General features: G+C 42.2%; 12 protein-coding genes. 4 read left to right on the top strand and 8 right to left on the bottom strand.

Annotation, left to right across the window (positions count from 1 at the left end; all coding sequences use genetic code 11):
- Positions 1–13 precede the first annotated feature (13 nt).
- The 3 genes from prsR to KHS79_RS03375 form a co-directional block, all read right to left on the bottom strand.
- Positions 14–1,369, bottom strand: a complete 1,356-nt coding sequence (gene prsR / locus KHS79_RS03385; RefSeq protein WP_212716607.1) for a PEP-CTERM-box response regulator transcription factor — start codon at positions 1,367–1,369, stop codon at positions 14–16.
- Positions 1,357–3,462, bottom strand: coding sequence for an XrtA/PEP-CTERM system histidine kinase PrsK (prsK, locus tag KHS79_RS03380; protein WP_212716605.1), 2,106 nt, complete (start codon positions 3,460–3,462; stop codon positions 1,357–1,359). The genes prsR and prsK overlap by 13 nt, the downstream gene beginning before the upstream one ends.
- Before the next feature lie 726 nt (positions 3,463–4,188).
- Positions 4,189–4,749, bottom strand: coding sequence for a nitroreductase family protein (locus tag KHS79_RS03375; RefSeq protein WP_212716603.1), 561 nt, complete (start codon positions 4,747–4,749; stop codon positions 4,189–4,191).
- 241 nt (positions 4,750–4,990) lie between these two features.
- On the opposite strand from KHS79_RS03375, the gene KHS79_RS03370 reads away from it, so the two are divergent.
- Together KHS79_RS03370 and KHS79_RS03365 are read left to right on the top strand one after the other, a co-directional pair.
- On the top strand, positions 4,991–5,713 hold the full coding sequence (locus tag KHS79_RS03370; protein WP_027707797.1) for an endonuclease V: 723 nt from the start codon (positions 4,991–4,993) through the stop codon (positions 5,711–5,713).
- 259 nt (positions 5,714–5,972) lie between these two features.
- Positions 5,973–7,358 (top strand): adenylate/guanylate cyclase domain-containing protein, encoded by a 1,386-nt coding sequence (locus KHS79_RS03365; protein WP_212716602.1) that lies wholly within the window; start codon positions 5,973–5,975, stop codon positions 7,356–7,358.
- A gap of 176 nt (positions 7,359–7,534) precedes the next feature.
- On the opposite strand, the gene KHS79_RS03360 is transcribed toward KHS79_RS03365, so the two are convergent.
- Together KHS79_RS03360 and KHS79_RS03355 are read right to left on the bottom strand one after the other, a co-directional pair.
- On the bottom strand, positions 7,535–8,308 hold the full coding sequence (locus KHS79_RS03360) for an ABC transporter permease (protein WP_407704216.1): 774 nt from the start codon (positions 8,306–8,308) through the stop codon (positions 7,535–7,537).
- 20 nt (positions 8,309–8,328) lie between these two features.
- Entirely contained in the window at positions 8,329–9,252 is a 924-nt protein-coding gene (locus tag KHS79_RS03355; protein WP_027707794.1) for an ABC transporter ATP-binding protein, read from the bottom strand.
- Positions 9,253–9,456: 204 nt separating this feature from the next.
- On the opposite strand from KHS79_RS03355, the gene KHS79_RS03350 reads away from it, so the two are divergent.
- Complete coding sequence (locus tag KHS79_RS03350) at positions 9,457–9,888, top strand: PA2817 family protein (RefSeq protein ID WP_212716597.1); 432 nt, start codon at positions 9,457–9,459, stop codon at positions 9,886–9,888.
- A 126-nt stretch (positions 9,889–10,014) separates the two neighbouring features.
- On the opposite strand, the gene KHS79_RS03345 is transcribed toward KHS79_RS03350, so the two are convergent.
- Positions 10,015–10,839 carry an alpha/beta fold hydrolase gene (locus KHS79_RS03345; RefSeq protein WP_212716596.1) on the bottom strand — a complete coding sequence of 275 codons (825 nt, stop codon included), beginning with the start codon at positions 10,837–10,839 and terminating at the stop codon, positions 10,015–10,017.
- A gap of 21 nt (positions 10,840–10,860) precedes the next feature.
- Positions 10,861–12,672: an alpha/beta fold hydrolase gene (locus KHS79_RS03340; RefSeq protein ID WP_212716594.1), complete on the bottom strand. Its 1,812-nt coding sequence runs from the start codon at positions 12,670–12,672 to the stop codon at positions 10,861–10,863.
- A gap of 285 nt (positions 12,673–12,957) precedes the next feature.
- Here KHS79_RS03340 and KHS79_RS03335 point away from each other — a divergent pair, with 285 nt between their 5' ends.
- Positions 12,958–13,317 (top strand): phasin family protein, encoded by a 360-nt coding sequence (locus KHS79_RS03335; protein ID WP_212716592.1) that lies wholly within the window; start codon positions 12,958–12,960, stop codon positions 13,315–13,317.
- A gap of 100 nt (positions 13,318–13,417) precedes the next feature.
- Here KHS79_RS03335 and KHS79_RS03330 read toward each other — a convergent pair whose 3' ends face one another.
- A complete protein-coding gene (locus KHS79_RS03330) occupies positions 13,418–14,320 on the bottom strand; it encodes a TIGR01777 family oxidoreductase (protein WP_212716590.1) in 903 nt (300 codons plus the stop codon).
- Positions 14,321–14,387 lie beyond the last annotated feature (67 nt).

The raw sequence follows: 14,387 nt of genomic DNA, 5'->3' as shown, positions 1-14,387 counted from the left end.
ATAGGTACAACAGTTATTCCATAATTCCATACTTGTGCATCAGCGAATAAAGTGTTGGCCGAGTGACACCTAGTAAATCAGCGGCTTTAGAAATGTTATTATTGGTGTATCCAATGGCTCGATTAATCACTTCTTTCTCTGCTTTTTCTCTGACTTCTTTCAAGTTAAATGGAAAGTTTTCAACCTCAATGTCTTCCAGCTCCAAGTCTTCACGTGTCAGCAGTTTGCCATCAGCCATCACCACTGCACGCTTTAACCGATTTTCTAATTCTCGTATATTGCCAGGCCACCGATAACTGGCAAGCGCATCAAGTGCATCATTCGTGAACCCTTTCAAATTGCGCTTGTGCTGTTCACAATACTTTTGCAATAACATACGTGCAAGGATGATTGGATCTCCCTCACGCTCTCTTAACGGTGGAATTTTAAGCGTTATTTCACTAATACGATAATACAAGTCTTCGCGAAAACGTCCGTCTTCAATCAATATCGGTAAATCCTGATGGGTCGCACATATCACGCGCACATCAACAGGAATTTCTTCTCTCCCCCCAACACGTTCAATCACTCGCTCCTGTAAGAAACGCAATAGTTTGGCTTGCAAGGCCATGGGTAAATCGCCTACTTCATCTAAAAAGAAGGTACCTCCAACGGCATACTCAATTTTACCCTTTGTCTGCTTAACAGCACCGGTAAATGCACCTTTTTCATAACCAAACAGTTCACTTTCAAGTAAGTTTTCGGGGATAGCCGCACAGTTAACCGCTACAAATGGTTTATCCTTTCGCTCACTCATATTATGCAGCGCTCTGGCTAGCACTTCTTTACCTGTTCCACTTTCACCTAGTAGTAACACTGTGACATCAGTGGGGGCAATTTTTTCAATACTGCGAACAATTTTTTGCATACTTTGGCTACAAGCAATAATGCCTTGTAATGCTTCATGCTCTTCACGTGCGGCCAAAATACGGTTTTCAGTTTCTAATTCATGCAGGTGAAAAGCACGCTCGATAATCATCCCCAGTACATCAGTATCAATAGGCTTTTGATAAAAATCATAGGCACCGAGAGCAATAGATTTAATGGCATTTTCCCGATCATCATTACCCGTCACAACAATGACCTTGGTCGTTGGTGATAACGCTAAAACCTCTTCAACGGTTTTTAAACCTTCACTGGCATTTGCAGGATCTGGAGGTAGACCCAAATCAACCGTGACCACTTGTGGCTCGGCACGGCGTAAATGTTTTATGGCTTCATTTCGATCACCACAAATAATGGTTTCATATTGTTCAAAACACCATTTAAGCTGTTTTTGAAGGCCAGGGTCATCTTCCACAATAAGTAAGGTTTTTTTCAAACCTGACATGCTTGCTCATCCTCCATATTTTTAGTGCCTGCTTCCTGTTGATCAAGGTGAAGGGGTAACCGCAAAATAAACTCTGTACCCTCTCCTGGCACACTGGTCACATTCATTGAGCCGTTAAGACCTTCGACAAACGCTTTACTATCAAATACCCCAATACCCATTCCGGCATTACCCTTTGTGGTATCAAATGGCTTAAAAAGACGATCTCGAATAAAAGCTTGGTCCATACCACAGCCATTATCCGCAATCGAAATGACTGCTTCATGTTGATCTTGCGTCAGTCGCAGCCGAATCCACCCCGTATTTTCTGTTGCATCCTGGGCATTTTGTAATAAGTGCCCCAGCACTGAGACCATTTTTTCTCCATCAAGAACAGCCTTAAGTGGCTGACTAGCCGATTCAAGTGTTATGGCTGGCTGGTTATTCGACTGCTGTTTAACGGCCGCTGCTGCTAAATCATTTAGATCAACCAATGCTTTAGCAGAACCCGATACTTTGCCTTTACGTAATTGCTCTAATAGGCGGTTCATTTTAGCTACTGCATTCGATAGCGTATCAATCGCATCATCAATAAATTCAGGATTACGCTTATGCTTATCCGCATTTGTCACAATCAACGACAGTTGTGCTACAAGGTTTTTCAAGTCATGTACAATAAACGCCGAAAGTCTGTTATAAGCCTCAAACTGTCGTGCATTGGCCAGCTCTTCACTGGCATCCACCAATGCCAAATAGTTGGTTAACTGATAACCAATCATTTTCAACAAGTCATGGTCTTCCCAGTTAACGGTTCGAGGTGCACGCGGTTGAGACAAAACAATAAAGCCATAGAGATCATCATGATTAATCAGTGGCACAATTAACCAATGTGTAGTCTGTTGGGTAAACCACTCAGGTAGCACAATACCGTCATAAAGCGACTTATTGTCATCATATTCATGTTTATTGATAACCCAACGCTTTTGTAATAGGAAAGGAATCAATTCACCTTGGAGTGTTTCATAACAGTCTTCAGGAAGAGGTAAGTTCCAGGCAAAAACGGGCCGATAAACACCTTTTCGATTTTTTTGCCACAACACGCCTGCAGGACTATCAACAGTATCCGCCATTACCCGGATACAACGTTGTTGTAAAGGCTCAGCAGGCTCATTGGAGACCAGCGCATTATTCAACCGCAACCACTCATCACGGTAGTCATATTTAAAGTGAAAAAAATGCTTATTCACTAACACTTTAAATTTAGAGCGTACTTGTGCAGATAACAGCAGGACTAGCAGACTTACAGTAGCAAGCGTTATAAAAACCGCCAGTAAGACCTCACTCCATTGCCCACCAAAGTCTCGAATATAAAATCCTGCAATGGCCATGAGTAACAGATAAAGGCCAGTAATGACCAATACTGACGTACTATAAATAATCCTGCGAGAGACAAACACTTCTAACGCCCAGTTTGGATTTCGGGCAGAAGATAAGCCAATTAATGGCACTACAAACGCTAAAACCCACCCTCTAGCATTCCACAGTGCTAAGTTAATATGGCTATACAGAAGGGCTTCTGCATAAAGAATAAAGTCAAACGCAAATGTGGCTGCCAAACCAAGGTAAATATGCTTAACAGCCCAGCGTTTAGAAACTTGAGTATTACGGTAAAGCTGCTCAAGTAAAAACAGCCCAATAATTGAAACCCCGAGGTGGCCAATAATTCGCCAGTCGGCCTGGCTATAAACCTGAGCCCATAACTGCAACTCAGGACTTAATTCATAGCAAAACAGGATCAAGCCTGTACTCAATACAATTGACTTACCATAGCGGAACAGTTTTCGACTCTGTAATTCAGTAAAAGCAAGCAGTCTACTGAGAAACCATAGCCACACAAAGCTCCGCAAGAGTTCAATAGGCAAGCTATCGACTAAAAACCAACGTTCATGCCAGTTTACCCAAACAACGGAAATTGCCCAAATGGTGGTCGTCGCTGTGGCAACCAGTAACAAACCTCCTAATGATCGTCCTCGCAAACTGGTGCATAACAACAAGCTTAATACAAAATAAGCTAATGCTGTCACGCTGTAACTAAACAGACCCAGATAATCCATCAAAGATACCTAGCCAATTATATCTTCCATCATAGTCCCAGTAATAATCCGTCACTGGCACTGAATTTATTTTCTGCAATTAAATAAAGCCTTAACATCAAGCTAACCATGTGTCGTACATTGTCTAGCTAATAATTCAACCCCAAAAGCAACATTAGCTTGACTGCTTAAAGGGTAAGCAACCCTTACCTGAAAAAAGCAAAAGCAAGTAATGTTGACGCAATAGGCAGGAAAAAAGGCTCTACATTACTGGCCTAACCCCATCCACAGTTTTATTAACACTCAGTGAAAGCATTAATGAAAATAATTAGGTTACTGCTACGTTATTAGGCCTAGTAATAACGCCCAGTTTAACAATTCACATTTGCTATTTCTGTGAAGGCCATAAGATAACGTCGAAAGAATAGAGCCTTTTAACGAGAACTTAATCACACTAATGATCGCTAAAACCACCCACTAAACTGGTTTAAGCAAAACAATTAAAGTTGCTTGCTTAATGGTCAAAAAGCATCCATCAGGATTCAATTAAGAAGATTCATTTAAAAACTAATAGACGGGATTGGAGGCTTTCTCAAGTGAATTGTATATTATTTTGACAGTTGACGGCTTCTGGGTGAGTTAGCACTCAACTACCTCACCACTTCAATTTACTTTTCTCTTTAAGCAGCAAGCATCCTGTTAATCACCAAAAAATAAGGTAAAGCCCACTGCTCAGCATAAATAGGTCTAACCCTGCCAGGGTTGAAAATAATCTTTGGTATCCAGTGGCATGATGGATTTAGGCTGTCCAATGGGCTGCCCCATGTAAATAAAGCCTAATAGTTTTTCTGTATTGCTTAACCCTAGCCCCTGCTGCACATGCTCATGATAGCTAATCAGCCCTGTTCGCCACATAGCACCGACACCAAGCGCATATGCAGCAAGCAACATATTTTGTACTGCAGCAGCAGTAGACAATAGTTGCTCTAATTCAGGTACTTTGGCATGAAACTTTGGCGAACAGATAACTGCTACCAGCAAAGGAGCACGCAATGGTGCTTGTAGCAGTTTATTCTGTTCAGCATCTGTTATTTGAGGATTTGCTTGCTTAGCGGCAGCCACCAAAAGCTGACCTAGCTGACTACGCTGTTCTCCAGCAATAGTCAAAAAGCGCCAGGGCCTCAGCATCGCATGATCAGGTGCACGTAATGCTGCTTGGAAGATAGCCTCTAACTGATCTTCATTAGGGGCAGGCTCACTCAGACGAGGAAAAGAAACGCGGGTATGTAAAGCTGTCAGTGTGTCCATAGTTGTTCCAGTCAACTTAGCCTCTAGGCTGTTCTTGAGTACTCATAAGGTAAAACCTAAAGCAGCTCTTTAGGCTTTATTAGAGGTATACATACTTGCTAAATGAGATTTGTTTTCATTTACATGACAGTCTATCGATTTTTTTAGTTTAAATCGACTTCCATTCCTTCTAGACTCAAGCTAGGATTAGTCAGTTTTGTGACATAAATAATATTGATAGTGTGAACCAAGTAAGCACTGCATGAAAATACATCAACTCCATCCCTGGCAAGTAACACAACCACAAGCGGAGGCTATTCAAAAATACCTGCGGGAATGGATAGTAACGGATAATCAAGTTCGTACTGTTCGCTTCATCGCTCGGGCTCAGTTTGCCTACAACCAGCACAATGGTTGTGGTAGTGCTAAAGTCTCGCTGCTGTCATTGCCAGAATTGAAAATGGTTGAGCAATATGTGCTTTCTGAAAAGCTGTCTGATCCTTTGGCGCCTAACGTCTTTTCATTCTGCAAAGCACCATTAATTGTCAAAGCGCTACAACAATTACAGCGAACACCAGACCTGATCATCTGTGATGGGCGTGGTTTAATACCACCAACCCGTTTTGGAATTGCAAGTCATATCGGCTTACTTACCAACACACCTACATTTGGTATCCGTTCAGCACCTCATAGTGAGCTAAGCCAGCGACTCGGTAAAAAGCGCGGATCATGGTTCCCATTAAAGACTGATGATTTATATCACAGTGCACTACTTCGAGTGTGTAACCCATTACCCCCTGTTTATATTTCAATCGGTCACCGTATTGATCTAAAAACCGCACTGAAGTACACCCTACTGTGTATCCCTGAAAGCATCGATAATACCCGCTTATCCGCCTTATATTGCCCGCAACCATTCGGTCTTGTGTTAACCAAACAATCACCTGAAACAGATGCAACCACAGCCATACAACAGTCAGCTTAAAACTAATCGGTCAGGAAAATAAAATGAGCGAGCATTAATACTTTATGATAAAGTCCCGTAAAAATTCCGGTTTTTGCCTACCTTGCTTGGATCTTCCTGCGTTCAATTTATAGCTTGCCATCATTAGGTTCGTGTAAAGGTGTTGCAGGGAACAACTTAAGAGCTAATCTGAATCCATAGTGATTCAATGATTTTGTAAGTCAGGCAAATCAATTAGTGATTTATAGTCAGCTCGCAGTATAAGTGCAGTTTAATTACCATGCAGAAAAGGATCAGTAGTACCACTCTGAGTCAAAGTCCTGCTATTCGCGACTATAACATTCGCATACTGGCTTATTTAGCCGCAGCGGTGATGATCGCAGCAGCCTCCTATACCAACCATCTGGCTCACAAAACCCTTTGGTTGCTTATCTATGCGCTGATATATCCTCATATCAGCTACCTGATTTCCAGGTACTTTGTCGCAAAACATAACTTCACGACAAGACGCATTTTACATTACATTGATGCTATTCACTGCGGCTTGTTGATAGGGCTGATCGGCTTTTCAGTGGCCTCTACAGTCATCTTCATCATCATGCTGGAGTTCAGCACCTTAATTTTTGCGGGCACACGCTTATTAGCCACCACTAACCTCTTCTTAATCGCGAGTGCCATGTTAGGCTACTTATTTGGGGGTAGTATGCTCGCCGCTGCCCCCCCCATCCTTGTCATTATCAGTAGTGGTATTAGTGGCGGCGTTTATATCCTCTATGTGGCTTACTATTTCTATGCTTTGTCTGTTGAGCTAAACCATGCCCAGGAAGAGGTTAAGCTGCTAAAAGAAAAAAATATGATCATCGCGAATAACCTTCGCAAATACATCTCACCTCAACTACATCACCTTATTTTCTCGGGTAAGCGAGATATTCGGCTGGAAACCCAGCGTAAAAAGCTTTCTGTATTCTTTTCTGATATTAAGGGCTTCACTGAACTGTCAGAGGAAATGGAAGCTGAAGCACTCACTGATTTATTGAATAACTACCTCACCGAAATGTCCAAAATTGCCCTGCGTTTTGGCGGCACCATTGATAAGTTTGTGGGCGACAGCATGATGGTATTTTTTGGTGACCCTAAAAGCCAGGGGGCCAAAAAAGATGCCATTGCGGCAGTCTCTATGGCAATCGCGATGCGTAAGCATATGAAAGTGCTCCGTCAACAATGGCGTAGTCAAGGCGTTCGCAAACCGCTTGAAATCCGCATGGGAATCAATACCGGGTATTGTACCGTAGGCAACTTTGGCGCCGAGTCACGAATGGACTATACCTTGATTGGTAAGGAAGTTAACTTAGCCAGTCGCTTAGAAAGCAGTGCAGAGCCAAATGAAATTCTCATTGCTTACGAAACCTACTCTATGATCAAAGACGTTATTATGTGTCGGGACAAGGGGAAAATTTCAGTCAAAGGTTTTAGTCGCCCCGTACCAATCTATCAGGTTGTTGATTTCCGAAGAGACTTAGGTGCGAGACAAAGCTTCATTGAGCATGAAGTACAAGGCTTTTCCATGTATTTGGACACGGATAATGTTGAGCGCTACGACAAAGAAAAAATAATCAAATCCCTTGAAAAGGCCGCGCAAACATTGCGTGACCAAGTTATTATTTAAGGATTATTGGTTAATTTCATCTATTGCAAACCATATTACTTATTAATCACTAGGGCTTGTTATGTCATTACTATTACAGCACTGACACTTCGTAGCCCTATAATCCCCACCAAAATGAATGAAGCTTTTTTCTTGAGTCATCATCAACAAAAAAGCTCATTAAAATTAGCCCACGATCAGTGCCGTAACCCTTTACCTGTCCGTAATAAATGCAGGCAATAGTAACTGAGTACCGCAGCAAACCCCGTTAAAATAAGCATAGCTAAACCGATACTGATGCCATCAGAGTGACCTAAAATGCCATAACGAAATGCATTCACCATGTAGAGGATCGGGTTTGCCAAAGAAATATATCCCCAAAAATCCGGCAAAATATTAACCGAATAAAATACCCCGCCTAAATAGGTTAAAGGGGTTAGAACAAAGGTGGGTATAATTGAAATATCATCAAATTTATCCGCATAAATAGCATTAATAAACCCACCCAGCGAAAATACAATGGCCGTTAATAATACAGCTAACATCGTTATCCAAATATTATGGATTGGCAGCGTTGTAAAGGCTAATGATAGTAACGTGACGATAAAACCGACCGCTAAACCACGCGTCACTCCCCCCAGGACAAAGCCCGCTAATATAATGCTATTGGGTATAGGCGCCACCAAAAGCTCTTCAACACTGCGTTGAAATTTATTACTGAAAAATGATGATGCCACATTATTGTAGGCATTCGTAATCACCGACATCATTATCAATCCGGGCACCACATACTCCATGTAACTGTAACCTTCCATTTGCCCAATGCGCGACCCAATAACCGTTCCAAAAATGATAAAGTACAATACCATTGTTATTGCGGGAGGAAGCAGCGTTTGGGGCCAAATACGCAGAAACCGCCGTACTTCTCGAATATAAATTGTGACAAATGCTGTCCAATATTGCTGCCACATCATGGCTACCACTCCTGAAATTAACGCTGCAAATTCTTATCAACTAAAGATACAAAAAGCTCTTCTAACCGGTTTGCTTTATTTCGCATACTAGAAATAGCGAGTTTTTGTGCAGAGAACTGATTGAATAATTCGTTTAAATCTTGCTCATGGTCCACATCTACTTCAAACGAATGATCATCCAACCGGCGGCAGGTATAACCTGACAGACTTAACTGATCAGGAAGCAGTGTAGTTGCGTCAAAAATAAAGGTTTGCATATGTAATGTGCGCAATAATGCTTTCATACTGGTATTTTGCACCAGCCGACCATGATCAATAATGGCAATATTACGACACAATTGCTCTGCTTCTTCTAAATAGTGTGTCGTTAAAATAATGGTGATACCCTGTTGGTTTATTTCCTGTAAAAAGTCCCACATCGAACGCCTAAGCTCAATATCAACACCCGCTGTAGGTTCATCTAAAATAAGTAACTTAGGCTGATGAATAAGTGCTCGCGCGATCATTAAACGTCGTTTCATTCCTCCAGAAAGCAAGCGTGACTGTTCACCACGCTTCTCCCATAACCCCAGCTTGTGCAAATAATGTTCGGCTCGCTCAATAGACTCCTTATATGGAATACCGTAGTAACCTGCCTGCGTAATGAGAATATCCGCTGTTTTTTCAAACTGGTTAAAATTAAATTCTTGAGGTACTACACCTAGGTGCTGTTTCACTTTATTTGGGCTTTGATCCATATCATCGCCAAAGATTTTTACCTGACCTGATGTCTTATTTACCAGCGCACAGATAATGCCAATAGTGGTGGACTTTCCTGCACCATTTGGACCTAGTAACGCAAAAAAGTCGCCCTGTTGCACAGCAAAACTGATTCCCTTCAGTGCCTGATGTCCATTGCTATATGTCTTGTGTAAATCAGTAATTTCAAGTGCGGTTGCCATAACATCTCTTTAGCCGGTTGCTGCAAAATCAATTAAAAGTAGGTATTGTATACTGCCTATTCACAAACACTAACCATTCATTTTACAAGGTATTTTAGGTTGTGTAGGCTCCATTCTTTAAGGTGCTACTTTATTGTTGATTGATACACACTAATCAAACTCACCTTGTTTACAAGTTATGACAGAAAGAGGAAAACATTCCGCGTGGATGATTTGCAACTACCAGAACAGCTACAGCGCTTACTAAACCGTATTGAGCACGTAAAACAGTGCTTAGCACAACAACAGACGTTGTTTTCCAATTCCGATCAATATACAGCATGGCTGTCTCGTCTTGATGAATTAAAACAAGCCTTGTCAGATCAAACACCTGATGCACTGTTTCTGGGTCAAGAGATTATTAGCCAGCTCATCACCTACTACCCTCAACTAACGCCCCTCTTACCCCGTGACTTATTGTGGTTACTAGGTGGTGACTGTCTTCATTTTATGCCTGATGAAGAGATTCAGAAGTTTCAAATGCTGGAAGAACAGCGCTTTGCGGCTCAAGATGCAAAAGCCAGTTTTGACTGGGATGATGAGGTAAGTAAGCTACAACCAACTCAAGTGCCTACCTCACCAAGTGACTATCATTAATAATACAGCGACCACTAATATAACAGCGACTAAAATCACACAGCTTTGGCCTGGTATTTTGCTACCCACAGATATCCTTTTTCCTTAATAACATGATGAATAAAGTAAAAGGATATGTGGGCAGCGCTAAAAATACTCGCAGAACTCACCTATCATTCGCGCACATGCACGAGGCTGAGTCACCATAAAGAAATGATCACCACTGATGGAGCGAAACTGGGCATTTGGCATGAGCTGCTGCATCACTTTCAAATTAATTGCAGGTACCATCAAATCATGGTCACCCGCCAACAGCAGTGTTTTAGTCTTAATTTTGCGTAACCAATAAGCACTGGTCCACCCCCACCCAGTGATTAACTGATACCAAAAGCCACGAGACCCTTGCTGAGGAATAACCCATTGGCAGCCAGCAGCCTGCTGGATGGACATTTTTTTCAGTGAACCCAACAATATGCCTGGTTTCAACAGCTTGAATAGTTCCATAGGCAAACCTGGTATCGCCACCATCCCCATAGTGGTTGCCGCTAATATCAGCTGTTTAACCCGTTGTGGATGATCATAAGTAAACTGTTGTGCCAGTGCGCCTCCCCAGGAGTAACCAATCACATTAACCTGCCCAAGGTTCAACTCATCCAGTAATTGCTCTGTTAAAAACGACAGTTGCGGAAATCGAGGTGGCATGAGTGGTGTAGGTGAACCTCCAACCCCAGGTATATCAAAGGTTATTAACGTTACATCATCTAAAGCTTGGGCAAAGGGTTGAGCAAACTCGAAACTGGTAGCAATGCCATTAAACAACAAGATAGGGGTTTTATGCCGATTTCCTGGCACAATGCCAACCCGAATGCTATACCCTCCTACGTTTAAAAAATCAATTTCAAATGCTCTTTGACTCGTTTTATTTAGCGTTTCATCCACCATCGTTAAGCTCACAGCCGCGGCTTTGTACATAATAGCTACCTCAGTCAGTAACTACTCATGAACATAGGTGCCTGGTGCTATATCCAAAGCTGGGTAAGAAGCACTACCAAGCTGTTGTGGGGCCGGGACTTTTTCCGCCGAGCGCTGACTAATCCAGTCAATCCAATGTACCCACCAACTGCCACCTATTCGATGAGCACCTAGTTTCCATTCTTTAGCGGTTTTAGGGTGCTCATGATTTAAAAAGTAATAGCTTTTTTTATTGTCCGGTGGATTCAAGATACTTTGGATATGACCACTGTTACTGAGAACAAACTGACATTTTCCCCCAAACAAATGTGAAGAGCGATAACATGCTTCCCATGGGGTAATATGATCTGTCATGCCCGCCATGATATAGGTATCCACGGTAACCTGCTTTAAATCGATGGGCTGATGACATATTTTTAATAAGCCCGGTTTATGCAGTGGGTTCTCTTCATACATTTCAATAAACTCACCATGCAATTCAGCAGGAAGTCGCGTGGTATCATTATTCCAATATAAGACTTCATTGGCTGGGGGTTCATAACCAAGTAAGTAATTATTAACCCAGTAATGCCAAATCAAATCATTAGGACGCATCCAAGCAAATACACGCGCTAAATCTTTGCCTTCTAATACGCCACGTCGATGAGAGTAGCTTTTAGCCTGAGCCAGAGAACGATCTGTAGCAAACAGCGCAGCATCATTATCGATATTAAGATCCAGCACACTGACCATTAAGGTAAAACTATTTACTTTTGATTTATTGGCAGCGGCCAAATACCCTAACAAGGTTGCTGCAGTTATGCCGCCAGAGCAAGCGCCCATTACATTCACATCGTGGCTACCGGTAATTTCAATCACGGCATCCAGAGCATCTTCCAGTGCCACAACATAGTTTTCTAATCCCCAGTCGCGCTGCTCAATTTTAGGATTGCGCCAGCTGCAAACAAACACTTGCATCCCTTGCTGGGTGGCATGCTGGATAAAGCTTTTTTCAGGGGTTAAATCAAAAATGTAATATTTATTAATCTGTGGAGGAATTAAAAATAGTGGCCGTTGCCATACCTCAGTCGTTGTAGGTTGATACTGCAACAACTCCAATAACTCATTGCGAAAAACTACAGCACCAGGTGAAACAGCAATATTTTCCCCCACACAGAATGCTTTCATATTGACCTGAGAAGGTAAGCCTCCATTGTGCAGCCAGTCATGCACAAAATGTCGTGCACCTTGCACTAAACTCACTCCAGAGGTTTCAACACAGCGCTTAAGGGCTTCAGGGTTTAGTAAGGTATTTGTTGGGGAACATGCCTCTGTAAGAATCGATAATATAAACGTCGCTCGGCGCCGATCACACTCAGTTAAATCGCTTTCCTCAATCCATTCATGAAGGCGGTGATGCCAGGCAAAATAGCCTTGCATTAAACGGCGGAAAAAAATACTGTCATACCAGGCCGCATCTTGAAATCGATGGTCACGTGCATCTGGCCGCAAACTGGAATTACCCAATAAGACCTGTAGCCAATCCCCACCTAAGCGTAATGTTTGCTGAAAAATACTCCGAGGATTGGACAAAGCTTGCTTTAGCATAACTGACAGGGTATCAAACACATCTTTGCTATGAATCCCAATGATTGGATTGGGGCCAGCCATATTTTCATAATCAATATAGCTTTCTTGGTCCGCCTCATGATGGGCCAGAGTATTTTTTAACTGTCGTCGGAAACGTTTTGCAGCCTGGGAGTCATCATGCTCCAAATGGTCAATTGCCTGTGATAAATCTGCAATTTTTTGTGAAATATTTTCAGAAATATTTTTAGCGGCTTGAGCATCCATGTCAGTTCATGTCCTATTTTACAGCCTTGCCTACGAAAAACGTCTGACTCTTCCGTCTTGCCAAGTTATCACCTACAAAGCAGGCTTATTTGTTATCCCAGCCAGACTATTGTGAGAATACGGCGATTGCAATTTAATGAAAGCGAATCCCTGAATTTAAAATTTGCTTGTCGATAGTATAAATGTTGACTATGTTTTCCACTAAGAACACTACACATCCTGTGTCGTATTCAGCGTAACATACCCCACTTATTCCCTACAACTGTGCAAGGTTAGGCATCACTTATGGCAAACCATAAAACTCCACAGTTTAAATTAACGCTTCTCCCGCAACGGTTATGGTTAGCAGGGCTTGGATCCTTAGTGTTATTTGGTAAAGCCGTTAATGAAGGGATAAGATTATTCCATTATTTAGCTGATCAAGGCGAAATTATCGAGCGCCGGGAACGAGATCGGCTGGACCGGCTCACTCATAGTTTTAAAAAGCAGACCGTCGATAAAGTAGCAACGCTTGTGGAAAACAATCTAAATAGCAGTTCTCAAACTGAGTTTGACAAACTTAAACATGAACTTAACCTGCTAAGAAATACATTAGACACACTTAGAACACCTCAGTCACCAACAGGATCTCGTAAAGCCTCCTAGTTTATATTCAAGGATGAACTTTCAATTCAAGCATAATTAAATCCTTTTAATCGTTTAAAACTGATTATTCTACGCTCAATGAATGGTGTTGTGAGATTGCTCAATGCTGCGCCAATAAGTGGGATAATGTACTCGCAATATCTGGGTACTTAAATGTAAACCCTTCTTCTAACAGCCTTTTAGGAAGAACGCGTTGACCCTGTAATAACATTGCAGATGCTTCTCGCCCCAGCAAAAGTTCAAGCGCAGTGGCGGGAACCCGACAAAATGCAGGACGGTGAAGTACTTTACCTAACTGCATCGCAAACTCGGCGTTACTCACTGACTGTGGTGCAGTAGCATTGATCACACCACAAATATTTGGATTCTGTAGCAACCAGTCAATACATGCCAACATATCATCGTAATGAATCCATGAGAAAATTTGCTTGCCTGTACCAATCGGTCCCCCTAGGCCCAATTTAAAAGGGGGTAACATTTTTTGTAATGCACCACCATGACCAAGCACCACCCCCGTTCTCACACAACAAGTCGCAATTCCCAGCTGTCGAATCTCATCTGCAGCCTGTTCCCAGGCGACGCATAGTTGAGCCGCAAAATCCTGACCAGGCTGAGAATCTTCAGTTAACTCTACTTCAGGAGGATGGAAGCCATAGTAACCAATCGCAGACCCGCTAATCAGCCGCTTGGGCATATAAGCAAGAGAAGTGACATATTGATATAAATGCTGAGTCACACCAACTCGACTGGCCAATAAGGATGCTTTGCGTTGCTCTGTCCAACGTTTATCAAGGATAGGCTCACCCGCCAGGTTAATAATTGCATCCCAATTTTCATCTTTGCCTAACTCATCCCAGTGACTGAACCACCTCACTTGAGGCAACGTTTGCTGCCATTTCGATACATTTCGAGTCAGTACCGTTAAGCTCCAGCCTCTGGTCAGCCACTGCTTAACCAAGCCTTGACCAATAAAACCTGTTCCCCCAGTAATTAAAATCTGCATAGTCCACCCACAAAATAATTGTACAAAATTAAAATAATGTACAATATTATATATATTCTTATGACTT

This window comes from Zooshikella ganghwensis (genome assembly GCF_018263875.1).
Taxonomy (GTDB): Bacteria; Pseudomonadota; Gammaproteobacteria; order Pseudomonadales; family Zooshikellaceae; genus Zooshikella; species Zooshikella ganghwensis.
This window is presented reverse-complemented; position numbering and strand designations above follow the sequence as displayed.

Bases quoted from the DNA above. Each gene is read 5' to 3' on its own strand.
- prsR (WP_212716607.1), bottom strand. From the start codon at position 1,369: ATGTCAGGTTTGAAAAAAACCTTACTTATTGTGGAAGATGACCCTGGC.
- prsK (WP_212716605.1), bottom strand. From the start codon at position 3,462: ATGGATTATCTGGGTCTGTTTAGTTACAGCGTGACAGCATTAGCTTAT.
- KHS79_RS03375 (WP_212716603.1), bottom strand. From the start codon at position 4,749: ATGGACACACTGACAGCTTTACATACCCGCGTTTCTTTTCCTCGTCTG.
- KHS79_RS03370 (WP_027707797.1), top strand. From the start codon at position 4,991: ATGAAAATACATCAACTCCATCCCTGGCAAGTAACACAACCACAAGCG.
- KHS79_RS03365 (WP_212716602.1), top strand. From the start codon at position 5,973: ATGCAGAAAAGGATCAGTAGTACCACTCTGAGTCAAAGTCCTGCTATT.
- KHS79_RS03360 (WP_407704216.1), bottom strand. From the start codon at position 8,308: ATGTGGCAGCAATATTGGACAGCATTTGTCACAATTTATATTCGAGAA.
- KHS79_RS03355 (WP_027707794.1), bottom strand. From the start codon at position 9,252: ATGGCAACCGCACTTGAAATTACTGATTTACACAAGACATATAGCAAT.
- KHS79_RS03345 (WP_212716596.1), bottom strand. From the start codon at position 10,839: ATGTACAAAGCCGCGGCTGTGAGCTTAACGATGGTGGATGAAACGCTA.
- KHS79_RS03340 (WP_212716594.1), bottom strand. From the start codon at position 12,672: ATGGATGCTCAAGCCGCTAAAAATATTTCTGAAAATATTTCACAAAAA.
- KHS79_RS03335 (WP_212716592.1), top strand. From the start codon at position 12,958: ATGGCAAACCATAAAACTCCACAGTTTAAATTAACGCTTCTCCCGCAA.
- KHS79_RS03330 (WP_212716590.1), bottom strand. From the start codon at position 14,320: ATGCAGATTTTAATTACTGGGGGAACAGGTTTTATTGGTCAAGGCTTG.